The organism is Ferrovibrio sp. GW821-FHT12B10 (assembly GCF_058807515.1).
The window spans coordinates 551,075-569,917 of the sequence record NZ_JBXAQT010000001.1 but is presented as its reverse complement, the minus strand read 5'-3'; the positions used below and the strand labels follow the sequence as shown (position 1 = coordinate 569,917).

Here is an 18,843-nt window from a genome sequence, read left to right as displayed (position 1 = left end):
ATTCACTCCATTGTTGATTGCCAGTCTGGGGTCGTCAGCTTCATCTAGGGTGCTGACGGGAAAGCGGCAGCATCATGGACGGGCCCGAGGGGCGGTCTGTGACGGCGGTCATCCGGATTGTGCAGATGCACAGGCAGAGGCCGTACTTGCAATGATGCGGCACACCGGCATGATAAACGCCGCAGCACAGACAAAGTTGCAAAGGTTGATCCGATGAATCTCTGGCGATATGCAGGTTTTATGGCCGCGATCTGCAGCGGCATTCTGCAGGTTCCGGCCGCACGCGCCGATATGGAAGGTCATGGCGCCATGGTGAATGGCGTGGCGGTTTCTGCAGACGGAAAGTCACTGCTATCGGCCAGTTGGGACTACACCATGCGACTCTGGGATGTCGCGGGCCAAAAGGAACTCAAGGTCTTTGACGGGCACACCGCCAGCGTCAATGCCGTCGTCTTTCTTCCCGATGGCAAGAGCGGCCTTTCGGGCAGTTGGGATCACACGGTAATCCGGTGGGATCTCGCGACGGGTAAGGAGACTGGCCGCCTGACCGGCCATGTGAATAACATCGCCGGCATCAGCCTCAGCAAGGATGGCCGCTGGCTCGCCACCGCTAGCTGGGACCGTACGGTCAAGCTCTGGAATCTCGGCAACATGACGCTGCAGCGCAGCTTCGATGGCCATGAGGCCAATATCATGCAGGTGGCTTTCGCCATGGATGACAAGCAGCTGGTTTCGGTCGCCTATGACCAGACCGTGCGGCTGTGGGATGTGGCGAGCGGCAAGGAACTCGCTGTGCTCACCGGTCATCAGAGCAGCGTGAATGCCGTTGCTGTTTCGCCCGATGGCAAGACGGCGCTGACCGGCAGCACGGATGGCGCTATCAAGCGCTGGGATCTCGTCAACCGGCGCGAAGTCGGCAGCCTTGCCGGCCATGGCATGTTCATCACGTCGATTGCGATATCGAAGGACGGCCGTTACGCGTTGTCAGGCGGCGGCGACAAGCTAATGCGATTGTGGGATATGAAGGAAGGTCGCCAGCTCAGACAGTTTGCCGGTCATGAAAAACCGGTCTGGGCAGTGGCGTTCTTGCCCGACGGCAAACGGGCCGTCTCGGGCGGCTACGATACGGTGATCAAGCTCTGGTCTCTGGAGACCGGACAGCCGGTTCCAGCGCCGAGGTAAGCCTGCAGCTCAATTCTGATGCGCTTCGTGGGTGACGCGCGCGCCTTCGGTGCTGAAGGCGACATCAGCCGGCTTGTTGACCATCTGGAGGATCATGGCGGCGCCGACGGCGATGATCAGGGCGGCGATAACGCCAGCGATAAAGGGCTTCATGAGGCTTTCTCCGGAAACGAACTATCACCCTGAATTATAAGGGATTTTCAGGGTGAAAGGAAAGGGTTTCGATTATTTTATCGCCTCCTGTTTCAGCCAGGCGATCAGGTCGACACGGTCCTGGGCGATGGCCAGCCCGCCATACATTTTGTTGCCCGGCATGAAGTCCTGGGTGGCCGCCAGATAGGCGTCCATGGTGGCCTCGGTCCAGACCACGGCGGACTGTTTCATGGCCTCAGAATAGCGGTAGTCGGCCACGCTGCCGGCCTTGCGGCCGAACACGCCATGCAGCCGCGGTCCGACCAGATTGCGGCCGCCGGCCGCGACGGTGTGGCAGGCACGGCATTTCCCCCAGAGTTCGGCGCCACGCTGCAGACTCGCCGGTTCCAGTTCGGTATTTGCGCCGGCATTGCTCTGCGCCGACGCGCTGCCGGCAAGGGCTGTGAGGCTGAGACTCAGCAGCAGAAGGACGATGCGCAAAGGGGCTCTCCGGCTGGTTTTCCTGTGCTCTCAATACTATAGTTAGAATGGTTGATTTGCCAAAGAACCGGGTGGGAAAACGGGTCGATGCGTGTGGACGGCAAACGCGTCCTTGTGTGCAACTGCGAAGGTACGATGCCGTTGGACGGCGCCGCGCTGGCGAAGGCCTGTGGCGCCGCTGTCGGCAGCGATGACGGCGTTGCGACGCAGCTCTGCCGGGCCGAGCTGAAGCGTTTCCAGGATGCACTGAAGGCCGGCGAGCCGCTGACGGTGGCTTGCACCCAGGAAAGCCCTCTCTTCGAGGAACAGCGGGACGAGGCCAAGAGCCAGACCCCCGTGTCCTATGTCAATATCCGGGAAACCGCAGGTTGGTCCTCCGAGGCTTCTGCCGCCACCCCGAAGATTGCGGCCCTGATCACCGCGGCTGCCGTGCCGATGCCGGCCGTACCGGCCGTCACCATGAATTCGCAGGGCGTGGCCCTGATCTATGGCCGCGACGAACGCGCTATTGCTGCCGCACGCCAGATCAGCGACCGCCTCGACGTCACCATCATGCTTGACCGGCCGAAGGATGTGCCAGGCCAGCCAGTGATGGACTTGCCGATCGTGCAAGGTCATATCGCGGGCGCGCGCGGCTATCTGGGCAACTTCGAGCTGGTGATCGATAACTACGCGCTACCGCTGCCGTCCTCGCGGAAAAGCCTGACCTTCGCCGCGCCACGCAACGGCGCCAGTTCGACCTGCGACATCATCATTGATCTCACCGGCGGTACGCCGCTGTTCTCGGCTCATGAAAAGCGCGATGGCTATTTCCGCGCCGATCCCAACGATGCCGCCGCCGTGCAGCGCATGCTGTTCGAGGCCAGCGACATGACCGGCAGCTTCGAGAAGCCGCTCTATGTCGATTTCCATGCCGAGCTCTGCGCCCATTCGCGCTCGAAGAAGACCGGCTGCACGCGCTGCCTCGATGTCTGCCCCACCGGCGCGATCACGCCGGCTGGCGATCACGTCGCCATCGATCCTTATATCTGTGGTGGTTGCGGCAACTGCGGCGCGGTCTGCCCCACCGGCGCAGCCGATTACCGCCTGCCGCCGGCTGCCAACCTGACCGAACAGTTGCGTGCACTGTTGCTGGCTTATCGCGAGGCGGGTGGCCGCCAGGCGGTGCTCCTGCTGCATGACGCCAAGCATGGCGCGCCGCTGATTGATGCCCTGTCGCGTCATGGCGATGGCCTGCCGGCGCGGGTTCTGCCTTTTGCCGTTCATGCGATCAGCGAATGCAATGTGTCCTTCTTTGCCTCGGCTTTCGCCTATGGCGCCGCCGACATCCGCGTTCTGGCGCCAGCGAAGCAACGCGAAGATCTTGGCGGTCTGGCCGGACAGATGGCGCTCAGCGAAAGCGTGCTGGTCGGCCTGGGCTATGAAGGTGGCCGCGTTGGCCTGATCGAGACCGATGATCCCGACCAGCTGGCGGCTGCGATGGCAGTCTTGCCGCGCCGCGAAGGACCGAGCGGCGCCAGCTATCTGCCCATGGGCCGCAACCGTGACCTGTCGCGCCTGGCTTTCCGTCATCTGCACAAGGTGGCGCCGCAGCCGGTGGATACCGTGGCGCTGGCGCCCGGTGCGCCCTTCGGTAACCTGCAGATCGACGCCGAAGGCTGCACGTTGTGCCTGGCCTGTGTTTCGGCCTGTCCGACCGGCGCGCTGAGCGACGATCCGGAACGGCCGCGCCTGAGTTTCACCGAAGATGCCTGTGTGCAATGCGGCCTGTGCAAGACAACCTGCCCGGAAAAGGTGATCGCGCTGGACCCGCGCGTGAATTTCACCGCAGCAGCCGTGCAGCCACGTCTGATCAAGGAAGAAGAGCCTTTCCATTGCATCCGTTGTGCCAAGCCCTTCGGCACCAAGTCGACCATTGAGCGCATTGCCAGTCAGCTTGAAGGCAAGCACTGGATGTACAACAAGGACACGATCGACCGCGTACGCATGTGCGGCGATTGCCGTATCATCGTGCAGAGCCAGTCCAAGATTGACCCCTATGCCGGCGCGCCGCGCCCGGATGTACGCACCACCGAAGACTATCTGGTCGAGCGCGCCGCCGCCGAGTTGAAGGCGAGCGGGAAAAAGCCGTCATGAAGGTGCTCGGTATCGCCGGGTGGAGTGGCGCCGGCAAGACGACGCTTCTGGCCGATCTGATCCCGATGCTGGTTGCGCGGGGTGTGAAGGTCTCGACCATCAAGCATGCCCATCATGAATTTGATATTGATCAGCCGGGCAAGGATTCGTATCGCCATCGTCAGGCTGGCGCCAGCGAGGTGCTGATCAGTTCGGCCAATCGTTTCGCCCTGATGCATGAGCTGCGCGGTGCGCCGGAGCCGTCGCTTGATGACTTGCTGGCGAAGCTCAGCCCCGTTGATCTGGTGCTGGTCGAAGGATTCAAGAAGTCGGCCCATCCGAAGATCGAAGTCTGGCGCAAATCGGTAGGCAAGCCGATGCTGCAGCCTGACGATGCCAGCATCATCGCCGTGGCCAGTGATGCGCCGATTGCCGACCTGATCATGCCGCAGCTCGATGCCAACCGCCCGGCGCAGATCGTGGATTTCATCCTGGCCTGGCTGTCGGACAAAACCGCCGAGGCGCGCCGTGGCGCAGCTGAGTGACGACTGCTTTGCTCATGGTGGGGCGCTGACCCGCCTGGATGTGGCGCTGGCCGACCTGCTGCAGCGCCTGACACCTGTTACATCCGTGGAAACTCTTCCGCTGGCCGACTGCCGTGGCCGTGCCCTGGCCACGGATCTGATGGCGAAGGTTTCGGTGCCGCCGGGCGATAATTCCGCCGTCGATGGCTACGCGGTGTATCACGATGATCTGGCCAAAGACACCGAGACTCGCCTGCCGGTGATTGGTCGTGCTGCCGCCGGCCATCCGTTTCAAGGGCCGCAGCCACGGGGCAGTGCCGTGCGGGTGCTGACCGGCGCGGTGATGCCCGCGGGCCCCGATACCGTGATGATGCAGGAAGATTGCGGCATCGATGGTGATGCTGTGGTGATCAAGCCCGGCATTAAGCGCGGCGCCAATCGTCGTCTGGCTGGCGAGGATGTGCAGGCCGGCGAAACACTGCTGTCTGCCGGTTGTCAGCTTTCGGCGGCCGATCTGGCGCTGGCCGCAGCCGCGGGCCATGCTGCCCTGCCGGTGCACCGGCCGCTGCGTGTCGCGCTGATGTCGACCGGTGACGAGGTGCATGAAGCCGGCGGGCCGCTGCCACCGGGCGGCATCTATGATGCCAATCGGCCGTTGCTGGCGGTGCTGCTTGCGGCGACGGGTTGCGCCGTCACGGATCTGGGCATCCAGCCTGACCGCCGTGACCATCTGTCGAAAGTTTTTGCCGAAGCAGCCGCCAGCCATGACGCCGTGATCAGCTCCGGCGGCGTATCGACCGGTGACGAAGATCACGTGAAGCCTGCCATCGAAGCCAATGGCACCCTGCATTTCTGGCGCCTGGCCATCAAGCCTGGCCGGCCGGTGGCGCTGGGCCAGATTGCCGGCGTGCCTTTTTTCGGTCTGCCAGGCAATCCGGTGGCGGTGATGCTCACATTCGGTTTTTTCGCTCGGCCGCTGCTGCAGCGTCTGGGCGGCATGACGCCGCTGCCGTTGCGCAGCTTCCCGGTGACAGCCGGCTTTTCCTACAGGAAGAAAGCCGATCGCCGCGAATGGGTGCGGGTGTCACTGGCCGATGACGGCAAAGGCGGCTGGCGGGCGGAGAAATACGCTATCGACGGTGCCGGCGTCATCACATCGCTGACGCGAACCGACGGTGTGCTGGAACTGCCTGAAGAACGACTGCGACTGGAGCCAGGCGAGACGGCGCGGTTCTACCCTTACGCCGCGCTCGGTCTCTGATCAGTCAGAGGATGGTCGGGTTCGGGGCGTCGCCGTAGACAGCCTTCGGATCGAACATCTTTTCCTTCTCTTCGAAGGTGAGTTCGACCTTGTCGCCGGCCTGACCGGTCGGCACCGACCGGTAGAAGCAGGAGCGGTAGCCGACATGGCAGGATGCATCGCCCGGGATTTGCACGCGCAGCCAGACGGCATCCTGGTCGTCGTCGATGCGCATCTCGACCACCTTCTGCACAAGTCCCGAGGTGGCGCCCTTGTGCCAGAGCACCTTACGGCTGCGGCTGTAGTAATGCGCCTCGCCGGTCTCGATGGTTTTCTGCAGGGCCTCGGCATTCATGTAACCGAGCATCAGCACTTCACCGCTTTCGGCGGCGGTGGTCACGCAGGCGATCAGGCCATCGGCGTCGAATTTCGGCGCCAGATCATTGCCTTCTTCAACCTGCTCAATAGAGACGCGCTTGGCGAACACGGGCTTAGCTCCTGCGGGGCGCTGGCCCAGGGGCGGGCGCCGGATTGCTCTTCAAGGAATGGCCGTTATATATCGTTGGGTGGCCGGGGCATCAAGCCGACCGGTCCGGGATGCCTGCCGGGAAGCCTGATTGCGCCATGCTGAACGCCCTGTATAACGAGAAAATCCTTAATTTTGCAGCACATATCGGCCAGACCGCCCGTCTGGACACCCCGGATGCGACCGTCACCCACCACAGCCCGCTCTGCGGCAGCCGGATCACGGTCGACCTCGGGCTGGCCCCGGACGGCCGGGTGGCGGCCTATGGCCAGCAGGTCCGGGCCTGTGCGCTGGGACAGGCTGCCGCCAGCATCCTGGGGCAGCATATCGTCGGTCAGGATGTCGCGACGCTGCGCCGGCTGGCCGAGGTGATGAGGGTGATGCTGAAGGAAAACGGCCCGCCGCCGGGGGTGGACTTTGCCGGCGGCGCTTTTGCGGACCTGGAAGTGCTGGTGCCGGTGCGCGAGCACAAGGCCCGTCACAATGCCGTGCTGCTGCCCTTCGAGGCCGTGGTGAAAGCGATCGACCAGATCGAGGCTGCCCGAAAACCTTAAGCCGTTTTCAGTTCGGCCTTCGCCACCGACTGGATCAGCCCGATCATACCATTCAGGCCGTTGATCCGGTTCGAGGTGATGTTTTCCCACACGCCGATCTTCTGCAGGAAGTCGGGTGGATTATCCACGATCTCCTGCGGCGTCCGGCCGGAATAAACCTTCAGCAGCAGCGCGATCAACCCGGCGACAATCTCGGACTCGCTGCTGGCCTGATAGTGGACATGGCCATCGCGCGCCTCACCATGCAGCCAGGCGCGATTGATGCAGCCCTTTACGCGCCAGGCATCGGTGCGCAGGTCGTCAGGGTAGGGTGGCAGGTTGCGGCCCAGGTCAATCAGGAAACGATAACGGTCCATCCAGTCATCGAAGAGGCTGAAATCCTCGATGATCTGATTCTGCACCTGCTGCACTGACTCGCTCATTCCACAATCCTCAGGAGGCCACGCGCCAGGTGGTCTGGCCGGCCTTGTCTTCCAACAGGATGCCGCGGGCGGCAAGCACGTCACGGATGCGATCCGACTCTGCCCAGTCCTTGCGGGCGCGGGCATCCTTGCGGGCGGCGATCAGGCTCTCGATCTCGGCCACATCCACATCAGCCGCAACATCGCCCTTCAGCCAAGCGGCCGGATCCTGCTGCAGCAGGCCCAACAACGCGCCGCAGGCCAGAATTTCACCCTTCAGCCGTGCGCGTTCGGCTGGATCGGCGGCCTTGTTGGCGGCATTGGCGAGCTGATGCAATTCGGCCAGGGCCTTTGGCGTGTTGATGTCATCTGCCAGCGCCGCGATGAAACCCGCCGGCGCGGCCGATGTTCCGGCCGCAACATCCTTCAGGCCATCAAGGGCACGATAGAGGCGATCGAGTTGTGCCCTGGCATCGCGCAGGCCGGCTTCGGTCCAGTCCAGCGGCTGCCGGTAATGGGCCGAGAGCAGTGCCAGGCGGATCGCCTCGCCAGGCGCCTGTTTAAGCAAGTCATGCACCAGCAGCACATTACCGATCGACTTCGACATCTTTTCGGATTCGATATTTACGAAGCCGTTATGCAGCCAGAAGCGCGAGAAGAGCGCGCCGCCATGGGCGCAGGTGCTCTGGGCGATTTCATTCTCATGATGCGGGAAGATCAGGTCATGCCCGCCGCCGTGGATATCGATGGTCTCGCGCCCCAGATTCTGTTCGATCATGGCCGAGCATTCGATATGCCAGCCGGGCCGGCCGCGGCCCCAGGGACTGTCCCAGCCTGGTAGTTCAGGCGGCGACGGCTTCCACAATACGAAGTCGGCCGGATCGCGCTTGTAAGGGGCAACATCCACGCGGGCGCCGGCGATCATGTCGTCACGGTTACGACCAGACAGTTTGCCGTAATCAGCATAAGACGGCACGTTGAACAGCACATGGCCCTCGGCCGGATAGGCATGGCCGTTGGCGATCAGGCGCTCGATCATGCTGACAATCGCCGGGATATGCTGGGTCACCTTGGGTTCGATGACGGGGCGCAGGGCGCCCAACGCCGACATATCCTCAGTGTAGACCCCGTGATACCGCTCGGTGATGGTGGCAATCGGCACGCCTTCCTTCTTGGCGGCGGCGTTGATCTTGTCGTCCACGTCGGTGACGTTGCGCACATAGACCACATTGGAATAGGCGGTCTGCAGCAGGCGATAGAGCGTGTCGAACACCACCACCGGGCGGGCATTGCCGATATGGGCGAAGTTGTAGACCGTCGGGCCGCAGACATACATCGTCACCCGCTGCGGATCGCGCGGTTTGAAGGCTTCCTTCTGCCGGGTGAGGGTGTTGTAAAGCTGGATATCCATGGCCCGGACTATAGGCAATGGCGTCGGAATCGCAACCGGCGGGCAGGCCCGCCAGGCGCAGTCCTGGGTCGGAAAAGCCGGCTAAAACCCGTCTTTTAGAGGTACTTCACCAGTGACATCTGCAGGGTGTCGCGGGTAATGACATAGCTGGCTTCCAGCGAGGTCTGCAGGTTCTTGATGTTGACCGAGACTTCGCCGATATCGATGTTCTCGATCGCGCCGGCGCGAACCTTGGTGACGTCGAGGGCGCGATTATGGCGCTCTGTCACTTCCTTCAACTGCTGCTGTTTGTAGCCATTGCGCGAGGCAATTGACTTCAGTTCAGTAATCGCCGTGTTGAGCTGGGCGCGTGCGTCGTCGACCTTGGCCTGGTAGAGAGTCGGGTTGGTCGGAATATCTTGTGTCGCGTCGCGGAAACGAATGACCGAATCAATCAGACGCTGGAAGCCGTCCTCAGTAGCGGAAACACCGTAACTCAGCTGTTCGTTGTCGTCGGAGTAAAGGGTTACACCGGCGAAGTTGAAGAAGTTGTTGATCTGGGCTGCTGGCACAGTGCTGTTGTAGAAGTAATTGCCGGCCGTATACGGCGCCGGCGGCGCCGTGGTCAGATCGACTTCCGGAACGAAAGCGGCGGGAACGGCGCTGCCGGCTGCATAGGCGGTGGGTACGCCAGCCAGCGGGCCACGCATCGGATTGTCGGTGAAGTTGGTGCCCGAGAAGATGAAGCGGTCATTGTCCTTGGTTTGCAGCAGTGCGCTAATGCGGTCCAGGAGGACGTTGGCCTGCACCGCCGGTGCCGAGGTGCTGGCGAAGAAGGTGTCGCGATTCTTGATCATCGTGTCTTGCGCCTCGGTGGCGACGTCGATGATCTCTTCGATGGTCAGGGCATACAGGTCCACGCGATTTTGCGCGGTCTGGACGGCGGATTTGTAGTTATTGATCGTACCCAACTCGGACTTCAGCTGGCCAAGTTCCAGGGCGCGTTGCGACACGCCGACCAGGCCGTCGGCGTAGCGGCCGGAACCGAGCTGCTGGTTCTGCTTGATCAGCTGGGCATTCAGCAGGCGGATGCTGCGGGTGATATCCAGCTGGGTGGCGTACTGCGTATTTCCTATAACAGCGACCATCATTACCTCCCGATGTTGACAAGAACGTCAAACATCTGCGTGACGGTATTCATCACATTCGCCAGCGCGGCGTAATTGTTCTGCAAAACCTGCAGCTGTGCAAGCTCGTCGTCGATATTGACGCCAGTCTGGTTGCGAAGCTTCTGGTCCAGGGCGTGCTCAATGCGCTCAGCCGTGTCGCGATTCGTCTCGTTCACGGAGGCGGCGCGGGCGTGGTAAGCCATGATGCCATTGGCCAGGCCGAAGATATTAACGTTCGAGATGGCCAGGCCGTTGTTGTCGACGGTAACAGCCTGCGGATAGCCCGCTGTTGCCGCTGCCGCCGTCGTGCGCTGGATCTGGTTGGCGGTCAGTGCCTGATTGCGTAGCGCCTGCTGCAGAGTGCCGGCATTGGTGGCGACCAGGGTCGACGGCGTGGCCTGCAATGCGACATCGACTTGGATAAAGCCGGCCTCCTGGCCGGGTGTCGCCGGAGCGATGAAGGTGAAGAATTGCGTGGCGTTGGTCGGATCATAGGCTTCGTTGACCACAGCCGCGAGATTCGATGCCAGCGAGTCGAGCTGGTTAAAGAACTTCTGCAGCGTGCCACGGTTCGGGTCCGTACTGGTCATCGCTGGTGTGGTCGTGTCGAGATAGTCAAGCGATGCCTTGACTGAGCCATCTTTGAAACCGGCGGTGACATCTGTGGTAGTGCCGCGGATGTAGATACCGGGGGTGTTGGGAGCGGCCGGATTGGCGACATAATCGAACTGCTGGGCGGAAGTACCAACCAGCTGCACGCCGCCTTCGGTATAGACGAAGACTTCACCGCGATTATTCAGGACCGTGCGGACGCCGATCTTGTCGGCCAGATTGGCTATTTCGGCGTCACGCAGGTCTTCCAAGTCGCCGATCGGCGCACCAGAAGCCTTCTGGGCCGCAATCTTGTTGTTGAGCTTGGCGATCTCGATCGTTGAAGTGTTGATCGATTCCACGTCCTCGCGCAGGTTTTCCTGGGCGCGATTCTGGAGTTCCGACTGCAGGCCGTTGAGGCGGCGGATTTCCGTAGTCAGTTCGACTCCGCGCAGGATGACCTGGTTCTTCAGGTCATTGTCTTCCGGAGTGGCTTCCAGCTGCTTCCAGGCATCCTCGAAGCGGGTCAGCATGGCCAGCAGGGTCGGCTGCTCACCTGTGGTGTTGGTGGCGTCCAGGATGTCCGCCAGCTCCTTGGTGTACTGTAGCTGCTTGTTCTGGCGGCCAAGATCGGCCGTGGATGCCAACAAGTCCTGCTGGATTTCGGGAGCGGCGACGCGGGTGATGCTGGCGATGAGGGCGGCCTGGGGCAGGCCTTCCGCGATCGGGGTCGTCAGGGTGGCGATCTTGCGGCTGTAATTTGGATTCTGCGCGTTCGAGACGTTGCCCGACACGATGCGCGTCTGGTTCTGCAGGGTCTGCAGACCGAAAACGGCGGTGTTGAGGGCGGCGCTCAGAGACATGGCGTAAAATCCTTTTTCGGCTTGTGACGGCGGACCGGAAAGATCCGCCCTGGAGGCCGGAGACCGCCGGGCGGAAAGCCCGTCCGGCGGTCAGGTTACGTTAGCGGCGGATATTGATGGTTTCCTGCAGCAGTTCGTCCGACGCGGTGATCAGCCGGGCATTGGCCGAGTAGGTGCGCTGGGCGACGATCAGCTTGGAAAACTCTTCCGCGATATCCACGTTCGAGCCTTCGATGGCGGCTGACACATAATCGCCGGCGCCGCTGGCACCCGACTGCGACAGAACGGCCGCACCCGAGCTCGGGGTTTCGACGAAGGCGTTGCCGCCCACGCGATCCAGTTCGGTTGGATCTCGGAATTTTGCCACCGGGATCTGATAAAACCGTTTGACGTTACCGTTATCGAAGGTGACCGAGACGAAGCCGTCGGCATCGATGGCCAGGTTTTTGAAGTTACCCTGTGGCACACCGTTCTGACTGAAGTTGTTCAGTGTCAGGTTGTCGCCGGCATATTGCGTCGTACCGATCGAGTTGCCATAGGAGCCCAGGTCGAGGCGCATCGCCTGCGCACCGGCGCCGTAGTCCAGGGTGAAGGTGAAGGAGGCGTCGTCATTGGCCAGCACGCCGGTCGAGCCGGTCAGGCCGCCGCCGGTGCTCAGGCTGGAGATCGTGCCCGGATCGGCAACCGGCGTGGCCGAGGTGCCGATGGTGCCGCCGAAGGTGACCGTGGCGGGACCGAAGGCAGCCACGCTGGCGCCAGGCGCGCCGACTTCCAGCGTCCAGGTGTTGGTGCCGATACGGGTCCATTCCAGGTTCAGCGTGCGGGCGTTGCCCAGCGCGTCGAAGACCTGGATCGAGCTGACCGGCAGAGTGGCCGGCAGGGCGCCGGTGGTGTTCAGGGCGTTGGAGGGCAGGTTGGCGGCGTAATCCACCACGCTGGTCGCGACCGGCGCGTCGAGCAGGTTGGACACGCGCACTTCCTCGGTCGCCGAGCTGTCGACCACGCCGGTGACCGGATCGATCGGCCAGCCGCGCAGATAGTAGCCCGAGGAGTTCACCAGGAAGCCGTCTTCATTCTGGTTGAAGTCGCCGACACGGGTGTAATAGCTGGTGGTTTCGAAGGTCGGCAGACCGCTGGTGGTGTCTTCGCCGTTCTTCTTCGAGACCGGCATGAAGCCGCCGCCGACCAGGGCGATCGAGGTGGTGGAAGACACCTGCTGGATGGCGCCCTGTGCGTTATTGGCGAAGAAGGGCTGGTTCAGCACGCCGCCGGGCGAATGCGTATTCGCCTGTGCGCTCGACTGGGTGACCAGCGTCTGGAAGCGCGATTCCACCTTCTTGTAACCGATGGTGCTCGCATTCGCGACGTTGTCCGAGATGAAGCTGATGGCGGTCGACTGGCCATTAAGGCCGGAGATCGCCGTCTGCAAAGCGCCACTAATCGTCATAACACTGCCTCCTGGCTTAGGAACCGATTTGCCAGAGGATGAGCAAGGCCCGTGCCAGTTTCGGCGACGCTATCTATCGTTATGAATTATATGGACTTTATCGATTCGGCCAGCCCTGAAGCGGGGCGGCAGCTTATGCCGGGTGACAGGGCCGGTCGGTCTGTCCCGGCAGGAATTGCCGGGTCGAAACGCCCTCAGCCCCGGTTCAGGCCCGGCACCCAGAGCACGTCCTTGGTGCCGTCTTCGTTGGCATGGCGGGCCGCCACGAACAGGTGATCCGACAGGCGGTTGATATAGCTGAGGGCTGCCGGATTGATCCGCTCGGCATCCTGCAGGGCCGTCACCAGCCGCTCGGCCCGGCGCACGATGGTGCGGGCCATATGGAGATGGGCGGCCGCCGGGCTGCCACCGGGCAGTATAAAAGATGTGAGGGGGTTGATGCGGGCGTTCATGGCATCGATCTCGGCTTCCAGCCGGTCGACCTGCACCTGGTCGACCCGCAGAGCCGGGCGACGACGCGGATCGTCTTCCTCATCCTCCGGTGTTGCCAGATCGGCGCCGAGGTCGAACAGATCGTTCTGGATGCGCGACAGCATGGCGTCCAGGTCAGCCCCGACAGTATGCAGTCGGGCCGTCCCAATGGCGGCATTGGCCTCGTCCACGGCGCCATAGGCCTCCACCCGTAGGTCGTGCTTGGGCACCCGCTCGCCGTTGCCCAGCGAGGTCATGCCTTTGTCGCCACCCCGGGTATAGATGCGGTCGAGTTTCACCATGACGGGACGGACCTCAGCTGCGGAAGGCGAAACTGGCAATGCCGATCAGGATGATGGCAATGAATTGCAGCAGGATGCGCCAGCGCATCAACAGATTGGAATAGGACCGGTTGAAGCGTCCGCCGCGGAACAGCGCGAAGATGCCGACGCAGAGCACCAGGAAGGTGGCGACCGCGAAGGCCGGGATCAGCATATGGACGACATTCTGCATGGCTGCAGGATATAGCGTGCGGCCATGCAGGGCCAAGCGCCAGCCGGGGCCAAGCCGGCTGCGCGGCAATCCGTCGCGGCGCCCCGGCCGGGGAGGGTGTCAACAAAGCACTGGTCTGGGCTGCCGCCGGCTCCTATCCTGTGCCCCAAACCCCGGATAGAGGCCATGGCCCGGACCGATCCCCGTAATACGGCGCATTTCTGGCGTCCCCGCACCATGCCGGGGGCCAGCGTGCTGCGCGCGGACTTCACTGCCCATGACTATGCACCCCATAGCCACGATGCCCTGGTCATCGCGTTAACCGAGGCCGGAGGGGCCGAATTCACGAGCCGGGGGCGCACGGAAGAGGCGCGGGATAATGTGCTGCTGGTATTCAATCCGGACGAGCCGCATTCCGGCCGGATGGCGCGCAGCCGCCGCTGGCGTTACCGCTCCTTATATCTGGAGCCGGAGGCGATCGAGGCTATTGGTGGCTTGGTCGGGGTGGAGGCGGCGCCGTATTTCATGGCTAACATCTATGGCGATGCCGGCCTGATCGCCGCATTCTCCCGCCTGCATGCTGCCCTCGATCAAGATGACGACGCCCTGCAACGCCAGGAACTGCTGGCCGAGAGCTTCGGCCTGCTGCTTCGGCGCTACAGCAGCCTGCGCGGCGAGATCGCAACGGCGCCACGGGACCATACCCTGTTCCGCCGGCTGCAGCCGGTGATGCGGGAACGCTATGCCCAGCGGCTGGAACTGCAGGATCTGGCGGGCGTGGTCGGCCTGACGCCGTTCCAGCTCATCCGACTGTTCCGCCGCGTGACCGGGATGACGCCGCATGCCTACCTGACCCAGATCAGGCTGCGGGCGGCCATGGATCTGTTGAAGGCCCGGCAGCCGCTGGCCGATGCCGCCCTTGCCGCCGGCTTCTTTGACCAGAGCGCTCTCAACAAGCATTTCAAACGTGTCTACGGCATCACCCCGAGACAATATATTGCGGCCCAGGTGGCCTGAGCGCTGTCGGCGCAATTTTCGCCAATAAGCCGTCGGCCCAGCTTTGGCATCTTCGCCCTCTCAGGAGGGCCGATGTCCAAGTATCTGTGTCACGAACATCCCGAATTGCTGCAGTTGGAAACCCAGGTGCTGGAGACGCGGCCCGGTGCCGTGCTGTTGGCGATGAACCCTTTCTATCCCGGCGGTGGCGGCCAGCTCCCGGACCGTGGGGTCCTGCGCTGGTCTGGCGGGGAAACCGAGGTCGAGGGCTTTGAAAGCATCGGCGGCCGGCTCTGGGCCAGGCTGCGTGACCAGCAGGAAATTGCCGGCGTGGTACAGGTGAGTGTCGACCCGACCTTCCGGCAGATGATGCGCGAGCTGCATACTGATCTGCATATTCTCAATGCGCTGGTCTTCCAGGCTTTCGATGGCGCCCTGGTGACCGGTGTGCAGATGAATGCCGATGGCACCGCCCGGATCGATTTCGACCTGCCTGATGCCGACAACGACCGACTCCGCGCGCTCGAGCCTGCCATCAACGACGCAATCCGGCAAAACCTGCCGGTGCAGGAAAGCTATGTCGAGCTCGATCGGGCCTATGACGAGAAGGGGCTGCTGCGTTCGCGGTCTGTCGCGCCGCCTCCGACCAGCGACGGCCTGATCCGCGTCATCGAGATTGCAGGGCTGGATCGCCAGGCCTGCGGTGGCACGCACCTGACGGCCACCGGTGCCTCGCGGCCGGTGCGCATTCTGAAGATCGATAACAAGGGGCGGCATAATCGCCGCATCCGCATCGGACTGGATATGGGATAGCGGCCATGCTCTCCCATTGGCTGCAGGGGATCTGGAGCCGGCCGATCCTGCTGCTCTGGCTGCCACCGGCATTCTGGGCCGGCAATCTGGTGATCGGCCGCGCCGTCAGCCAGGACGTGCCGCCGGTCTCGCTCGCCGTCGGGCGCTGGCTGGTGGCTTTCGTGCTGCTGGCGCCATTTGTCGCTGGAGCCGCCTTGCAACAGCGTGCATTGCTGTGGCGGCATCGCTGGCTCGTACTGCTCTGTGGCGGCTTCGGCATCGCCGGTTATAACGCGCTGGCCTATGTCGCGCTGCAGACCAGCCCGGCGGCCAATGTCGCGTTTCTCAACTCGACCTTGCCGCTGATGATTCCGCTTGCTGCCCTGATCCTGTCCCGCGAGGTACCGGGGCTGCGGGTCTGCGCCGGTATTCTGCTCTCCTTTGCCGGCGTCGGCTGGATCGTGTCGCGTGGCGACGTTACGGCGTTGCTGACATTGCATCTGTCATCCAGCGACCTGCTGGTGCTGTTGGCAGTGCTAAATTATGCGATGTATTCGGTGCTGCTGCGGCGCAAGCCGGCCGCTTTGCAACCGCTGGTCTTTCTGGCGGCCACCATGCTGGCCGGCCTGCTGGTGCTGCTGCCATTCTGGATATGGGAACTGGCATCGGGCGCACGACTGCCCATCGATGCCGCCGCCATCGGTGCGGTTCTCTATATCGGTGTCTTTGCGTCGCTGCTCGCCTTCATTCTGTGGAATCACTGCGTGGCACGGCTGGGCGCGGCCGTCACCGGCATTTCCTTCCATCTGGTCGCTGTTTTCACGGCGCTGCTGGCCTGGCTGCTGCTCGACGAGCCAATCCGCGGTTTTCATCTGCTAGGCATCGCGCTCATCCTGGCGGGCTTCCTGCTGGCGACCTTGCCCGCAGGCAGCTATCGGTTGCGCCCGCAATCCCATGGTTGAGGTGGCGATGGCCGATGCTGTTCCGAAGGTCAGGATCGACGTGGTGCGACGCTTCGCGCGTTTCTACACGCAGCAGCTCGGCGCGCTGGACGAAAGCCTGCCCGACGACAGTTATTCGCTGGCCGAAATCCGCATCCTGTTTGAGCTGGCGGATGCCGTCACGCTGACGGCGCGCGATCTCGCTGCCCGGCTTGGTCTGGATCGCGGGTATCTCAGCCGGATGCTGCATCGCCTGATTGATCGACGGATCGTGCTGACGCAATACAATCCGCAGGATCGCCGCTTAATCCTGTTGTCGCTCAGTCCGCTGGGCCGCAGGGTCCATGGCCGGCTGGACGATGCCGCCAGCCGCGAAGTGGCGCAACTGCTCGGTCATATGAGCGATGCCGACCAACGGCGATTGCTGGCGGCGATGAAAGCAGTGATGGCGCTCTGGCCCGAGGCCTAGAGTTTGCGCATGGCTTTCTGCAGGGCGACGATGGCCGCTTCGTCGCGGCGATAGAAAATCCACTGCCTGATGCGCTTGCCTTGCAGCAACCCGGCCTGGGTCAGGATGCGGAGGTGTTCGCTGGCAGTGGGCTGGCTAACGCCAAGCTTCTCGGCGATCAGCAACCCGCAGACACCGTCTTTCACGAGGTCGCCATCGGTCTGCGGGCGGAAATGCGCCCGGGGATTGCGCAGCCAGTCCAGGATAGCCAGCCGCTTGTCGTTGGCCAGGGCACGAAAGATTGTCAGTTCAGACATATTGCCAATTAGCCATTTAACTAAGTATAAGTCAAGACCGCTTCATTCCCAGGTGCATCATGACCAGTCCCGCCATCGACCGCGCTGCCATTGCCGAGACCGCTCGTCAGGTCGCGCCCCATGTCAGACGTACGCCAGTGATTGCTGTCACGGGCGCCGACTTTGGCCTAGACCTGCCGCACCTGCGCCTCAAGCTGGAACTGCTGCAGCATTCCGGCTCCTTCAAGGCGCGCGGGGCATTTGCCAATCTGCTGCGCCGTCCGGTGCCCGCCGCCGGCGTGGTCGCGGCCTCAGGCGGCAATCACGGCGCGGCTGTAGCCTATGCCGCGATGATGCTGAACAAGCCGGCCAAGATTTTCGTCCCCAGCATCGCCGCACCGATGAAGATTGCGCGCATCAAAAGTTATGGCGCTGATCTTGTCGTGGGCGGCGAACGTTATGCCGATGCATTGGCGGCCAGCGAGGCCTGGCTGGCGCAGAGTGGCGCGCTGGCCGTGCATGCCTATGACCAGCCTGAGACGCTGCTGGGGCAGGGCGGTGTGGGGCTGGAACTGGAAGACCAGGAGCCGGATGTCGAAACGCTGCTGGTGGCCGTCGGCGGCGGCGGCCTGATCGGTGGTATTGCCGCCTGGTATGGCGGGCGCGTGAAGGTTGTTGCGGTCGAGCCGGAGGCGGCACCGACCCTGAACATGGCATTGATGGCAGGTAAACCCGTGGACGCGCCGGCCGGCGGCATTGCAGCAGACTCATTGGCGCCCAGGCAGATCGGCGGCTTGATGTTTCCGATCGCGCAGCAGCATGTAGCCGAGTCCGTGCTGGTGCCGGACGAGGCGATCCGTGTGGCGCAAGTGGCGCTATGGGATAAGCTGCGGCTGGTGGCCGAGCCGGGTGGCGCCGCGGCTTTCGCCGCGCTGCTCAGCGGCGCCTACAAGCCGCAGAAAACCGAGCGTGTCGCCGTATTGGTCTGCGGCGGCAACCCGACCGATATGGACTTTACGAACGAGCGTGGATAAGCCACGGATTGTCAGCATTACATCGCTTAGGTGAATCTGATGGTGTTCTGGATCGCATGTCTGATCGGGTTGGCAATTGCTTATCTCTTCGGCTCTCTACCCACGGGCTATCTGGCAGGTAAACTGCTCAAGGGTATAGATGTCCGGGAGCATGGCTCTAACTCCGTTGGCGCAACGAACGTATTGCGCACGGTGGGGAAGTGGCCCGCCCTAATCGTGCTCCTAGTTGACGTGTTGAAGGGCGTCGGGGCTATAGTCTTTGCCTGCTGGTTTTATGGTTGGCTCTATTCATTGCCTGCCATCGAGCCGCCGACGGCGTTTGATCTCCAAATCTATTTACCGTGGGCGATCTGTCTGGCCGGACTTGCTGCGTTGTTGGGGCATGGCCGTTCGATCTGGTTGAAATTTTCCGGTGGCAAATCCGCGGCAACAGGACTGGGTGTACTGCTGGCAGTATCCTGGCCAGTAGGTTTGGGGGCTATGATCGCTTTTGGCGTTGTCTTGGCTGTATTCCGGATTGTGTCTCTTGGCTCGATGATCGCGGCGCTAACTGCGATTATCCTTGTCTGCGGTTTGGAGCAGCCATTGCCTTATCGGTTGTTGGTGATTGCAGGCGGCGTTTATGTGATTGTGCGCCATCGTGCCAATATTCAGCGGTTGTTGGCTGGGACTGAACCTCGACTCGGGCAAATGGGCCCATAGTCGAAGCCGGAATCAGCATCCATACATCTGAGGCGG

The 18,843-nt window shown here is 62.6% G+C and carries 22 protein-coding genes; 11 read left to right on the top strand and 11 right to left on the bottom strand.

Features of this window, described 5'->3' with window-relative positions; translation table 11 throughout:
* The first annotated feature begins 240 nt into the window (after window positions 1–240).
* Window positions 241–1,182 (top strand): WD40 repeat domain-containing protein, encoded by a 942-nt coding sequence (locus AC1RRT_RS02980; protein WP_493012215.1) that lies wholly within the window; start codon window positions 241–243, stop codon window positions 1,180–1,182.
* 9 nt (window positions 1,183–1,191) lie between these two features.
* Here AC1RRT_RS02980 and AC1RRT_RS02975 read toward each other — a convergent pair whose 3' ends face one another.
* Together AC1RRT_RS02975 and AC1RRT_RS02970 are read right to left on the bottom strand one after the other, a co-directional pair.
* Entirely contained in the window at window positions 1,192–1,335 is a 144-nt protein-coding gene (locus AC1RRT_RS02975) for a hypothetical protein (RefSeq protein ID WP_493012214.1), read from the bottom strand.
* Between the two features lie 72 nt (window positions 1,336–1,407).
* The gene (locus AC1RRT_RS02970; RefSeq protein ID WP_493012213.1) at window positions 1,408–1,815 is read right to left on the bottom strand and encodes a c-type cytochrome; all 408 of its coding nucleotides are present in this window, start codon (window positions 1,813–1,815) and stop codon (window positions 1,408–1,410) included.
* Between the two features lie 135 nt (window positions 1,816–1,950).
* Between AC1RRT_RS02970 and AC1RRT_RS02965 the strand changes: the two genes are divergently transcribed.
* From AC1RRT_RS02965 to AC1RRT_RS02955, 3 genes are read left to right on the top strand one after another with little or no spacing between them, the layout of a single operon-like run.
* Window positions 1,951–3,951: a 4Fe-4S binding protein gene (locus AC1RRT_RS02965; protein WP_493012211.1), complete on the top strand. Its 2,001-nt coding sequence runs from the start codon at window positions 1,951–1,953 to the stop codon at window positions 3,949–3,951.
* Window positions 3,948–4,475 (top strand): molybdopterin-guanine dinucleotide biosynthesis protein B, encoded by a 528-nt coding sequence (gene mobB, locus AC1RRT_RS02960; protein WP_493012209.1) that lies wholly within the window; start codon window positions 3,948–3,950, stop codon window positions 4,473–4,475. The genes AC1RRT_RS02965 and mobB overlap by 4 nt, the downstream gene beginning before the upstream one ends.
* A complete protein-coding gene (locus tag AC1RRT_RS02955; RefSeq protein WP_493012207.1) occupies window positions 4,459–5,715 on the top strand; it encodes a molybdopterin molybdotransferase MoeA in 1,257 nt (418 codons plus the stop codon). The genes mobB and AC1RRT_RS02955 overlap by 17 nt, the downstream gene beginning before the upstream one ends.
* Before the next feature lie 4 nt (window positions 5,716–5,719).
* Here AC1RRT_RS02955 and hisI read toward each other — a convergent pair whose 3' ends face one another.
* Window positions 5,720–6,181 carry a phosphoribosyl-AMP cyclohydrolase gene (gene hisI / locus AC1RRT_RS02950; RefSeq protein WP_493012205.1) on the bottom strand — a complete coding sequence of 154 codons (462 nt, stop codon included), beginning with the start codon at window positions 6,179–6,181 and terminating at the stop codon, window positions 5,720–5,722.
* A gap of 137 nt (window positions 6,182–6,318) precedes the next feature.
* On the opposite strand from hisI, the gene AC1RRT_RS02945 reads away from it, so the two are divergent.
* Complete coding sequence (locus tag AC1RRT_RS02945; RefSeq protein ID WP_493012203.1) at window positions 6,319–6,774, top strand: iron-sulfur cluster assembly scaffold protein; 456 nt, start codon at window positions 6,319–6,321, stop codon at window positions 6,772–6,774.
* Here the strand turns inward: AC1RRT_RS02945 and AC1RRT_RS02940 are convergent.
* From AC1RRT_RS02940 to AC1RRT_RS02910, 7 genes are all read right to left on the bottom strand, one after another.
* Window positions 6,771–7,196: a SufE family protein gene (locus AC1RRT_RS02940; protein WP_493012201.1), complete on the bottom strand. Its 426-nt coding sequence runs from the start codon at window positions 7,194–7,196 to the stop codon at window positions 6,771–6,773. The genes AC1RRT_RS02945 and AC1RRT_RS02940 overlap by 4 nt on opposite strands.
* Window positions 7,197–7,206: 10 nt before the next feature.
* Window positions 7,207–8,586, bottom strand: a complete 1,380-nt coding sequence (cysS, locus tag AC1RRT_RS02935; RefSeq protein ID WP_493012199.1) for a cysteine--tRNA ligase — start codon at window positions 8,584–8,586, stop codon at window positions 7,207–7,209.
* A gap of 95 nt (window positions 8,587–8,681) precedes the next feature.
* Window positions 8,682–9,713, bottom strand: coding sequence for a flagellin (locus AC1RRT_RS02930; RefSeq protein ID WP_493012197.1), 1,032 nt, complete (start codon window positions 9,711–9,713; stop codon window positions 8,682–8,684).
* A gap of 2 nt (window positions 9,714–9,715) precedes the next feature.
* Entirely contained in the window at window positions 9,716–11,188 is a 1,473-nt protein-coding gene (gene flgK, locus AC1RRT_RS02925) for a flagellar hook-associated protein FlgK (RefSeq protein ID WP_493012196.1), read from the bottom strand.
* Between the two features lie 100 nt (window positions 11,189–11,288).
* Complete coding sequence (locus AC1RRT_RS02920) at window positions 11,289–12,635, bottom strand: flagellar hook protein FlgE (protein ID WP_493012195.1); 1,347 nt, start codon at window positions 12,633–12,635, stop codon at window positions 11,289–11,291.
* Between the two features lie 194 nt (window positions 12,636–12,829).
* Complete coding sequence (locus AC1RRT_RS02915; protein ID WP_493012193.1) at window positions 12,830–13,408, bottom strand: cob(I)yrinic acid a,c-diamide adenosyltransferase; 579 nt, start codon at window positions 13,406–13,408, stop codon at window positions 12,830–12,832.
* Window positions 13,409–13,421: 13 nt separating this feature from the next.
* Window positions 13,422–13,619, bottom strand: a complete 198-nt coding sequence (locus AC1RRT_RS02910) for a twin transmembrane helix small protein (RefSeq protein WP_493012191.1) — start codon at window positions 13,617–13,619, stop codon at window positions 13,422–13,424.
* Window positions 13,620–13,784: 165 nt separating this feature from the next.
* On the opposite strand from AC1RRT_RS02910, the gene AC1RRT_RS02905 reads away from it, so the two are divergent.
* The 4 genes from AC1RRT_RS02905 to AC1RRT_RS02890 all read left to right on the top strand — a co-directional run bounded on the left by AC1RRT_RS02905 (window position 13,785) and on the right by AC1RRT_RS02890 (window position 16,796).
* Window positions 13,785–14,615: a helix-turn-helix domain-containing protein gene (locus tag AC1RRT_RS02905; protein ID WP_493012189.1), complete on the top strand. Its 831-nt coding sequence runs from the start codon at window positions 13,785–13,787 to the stop codon at window positions 14,613–14,615.
* A gap of 72 nt (window positions 14,616–14,687) precedes the next feature.
* The gene (locus AC1RRT_RS02900; protein WP_493012187.1) at window positions 14,688–15,407 is read left to right on the top strand and encodes an alanyl-tRNA editing protein; all 720 of its coding nucleotides are present in this window, start codon (window positions 14,688–14,690) and stop codon (window positions 15,405–15,407) included.
* Between the two features lie 5 nt (window positions 15,408–15,412).
* The gene (locus tag AC1RRT_RS02895; RefSeq protein ID WP_493012185.1) at window positions 15,413–16,348 is read left to right on the top strand and encodes a DMT family transporter; all 936 of its coding nucleotides are present in this window, start codon (window positions 15,413–15,415) and stop codon (window positions 16,346–16,348) included.
* A gap of 7 nt (window positions 16,349–16,355) precedes the next feature.
* Window positions 16,356–16,796: a MarR family winged helix-turn-helix transcriptional regulator gene (locus AC1RRT_RS02890; RefSeq protein ID WP_493012183.1), complete on the top strand. Its 441-nt coding sequence runs from the start codon at window positions 16,356–16,358 to the stop codon at window positions 16,794–16,796.
* On the opposite strand, the gene AC1RRT_RS02885 is transcribed toward AC1RRT_RS02890, so the two are convergent.
* The gene (locus AC1RRT_RS02885; protein WP_493012181.1) at window positions 16,793–17,092 is read right to left on the bottom strand and encodes an ArsR/SmtB family transcription factor; all 300 of its coding nucleotides are present in this window, start codon (window positions 17,090–17,092) and stop codon (window positions 16,793–16,795) included. The genes AC1RRT_RS02890 and AC1RRT_RS02885 overlap by 4 nt on opposite strands.
* A 59-nt stretch (window positions 17,093–17,151) precedes the next feature.
* Here AC1RRT_RS02885 and AC1RRT_RS02880 point away from each other — a divergent pair, with 59 nt between their 5' ends.
* On the top strand, window positions 17,152–18,105 hold the full coding sequence (locus tag AC1RRT_RS02880; RefSeq protein WP_493012180.1) for a threonine/serine dehydratase: 954 nt from the start codon (window positions 17,152–17,154) through the stop codon (window positions 18,103–18,105).
* 39 nt (window positions 18,106–18,144) lie between these two features.
* Window positions 18,145–18,807: a glycerol-3-phosphate 1-O-acyltransferase PlsY gene (gene plsY, locus AC1RRT_RS02875; protein ID WP_493012178.1), complete on the top strand. Its 663-nt coding sequence runs from the start codon at window positions 18,145–18,147 to the stop codon at window positions 18,805–18,807.
* Window positions 18,808–18,843: the final 36 nt, after the last annotated feature.

Coding starts and splice junctions, on each gene's coding strand:
- AC1RRT_RS02905 (WP_493012189.1), top strand. CDS start 13,785: ATGGCCCGGACCGATCCCCGTAATACGGCGCATTTCTGGCGTCCCCGC.
- AC1RRT_RS02975 (WP_493012214.1), bottom strand. CDS start 1,335: ATGAAGCCCTTTATCGCTGGCGTTATCGCCGCCCTGATCATCGCCGTC.
- AC1RRT_RS02880 (WP_493012180.1), top strand. CDS start 17,152: ATGACCAGTCCCGCCATCGACCGCGCTGCCATTGCCGAGACCGCTCGT.
- AC1RRT_RS02940 (WP_493012201.1), bottom strand. CDS start 7,196: ATGAGCGAGTCAGTGCAGCAGGTGCAGAATCAGATCATCGAGGATTTC.
- mobB (WP_493012209.1), top strand. CDS start 3,948: ATGAAGGTGCTCGGTATCGCCGGGTGGAGTGGCGCCGGCAAGACGACG.
- AC1RRT_RS02930 (WP_493012197.1), bottom strand. CDS start 9,713: ATGGTCGCTGTTATAGGAAATACGCAGTACGCCACCCAGCTGGATATC.
- AC1RRT_RS02900 (WP_493012187.1), top strand. CDS start 14,688: ATGTCCAAGTATCTGTGTCACGAACATCCCGAATTGCTGCAGTTGGAA.
- AC1RRT_RS02915 (WP_493012193.1), bottom strand. CDS start 13,408: ATGGTGAAACTCGACCGCATCTATACCCGGGGTGGCGACAAAGGCATG.
- plsY (WP_493012178.1), top strand. CDS start 18,145: ATGGTGTTCTGGATCGCATGTCTGATCGGGTTGGCAATTGCTTATCTC.
- cysS (WP_493012199.1), bottom strand. CDS start 8,586: ATGGATATCCAGCTTTACAACACCCTCACCCGGCAGAAGGAAGCCTTC.
- AC1RRT_RS02885 (WP_493012181.1), bottom strand. CDS start 17,092: ATGTCTGAACTGACAATCTTTCGTGCCCTGGCCAACGACAAGCGGCTG.
- AC1RRT_RS02920 (WP_493012195.1), bottom strand. CDS start 12,635: ATGACGATTAGTGGCGCTTTGCAGACGGCGATCTCCGGCCTTAATGGC.
- AC1RRT_RS02890 (WP_493012183.1), top strand. CDS start 16,356: ATGGCCGATGCTGTTCCGAAGGTCAGGATCGACGTGGTGCGACGCTTC.
- flgK (WP_493012196.1), bottom strand. CDS start 11,188: ATGTCTCTGAGCGCCGCCCTCAACACCGCCGTTTTCGGTCTGCAGACC.
- AC1RRT_RS02910 (WP_493012191.1), bottom strand. CDS start 13,619: ATGCAGAATGTCGTCCATATGCTGATCCCGGCCTTCGCGGTCGCCACC.
- AC1RRT_RS02965 (WP_493012211.1), top strand. CDS start 1,951: ATGCCGTTGGACGGCGCCGCGCTGGCGAAGGCCTGTGGCGCCGCTGTC.
- AC1RRT_RS02895 (WP_493012185.1), top strand. CDS start 15,413: ATGCTCTCCCATTGGCTGCAGGGGATCTGGAGCCGGCCGATCCTGCTG.
- AC1RRT_RS02945 (WP_493012203.1), top strand. CDS start 6,319: ATGCTGAACGCCCTGTATAACGAGAAAATCCTTAATTTTGCAGCACAT.
- AC1RRT_RS02980 (WP_493012215.1), top strand. CDS start 241: ATGGCCGCGATCTGCAGCGGCATTCTGCAGGTTCCGGCCGCACGCGCC.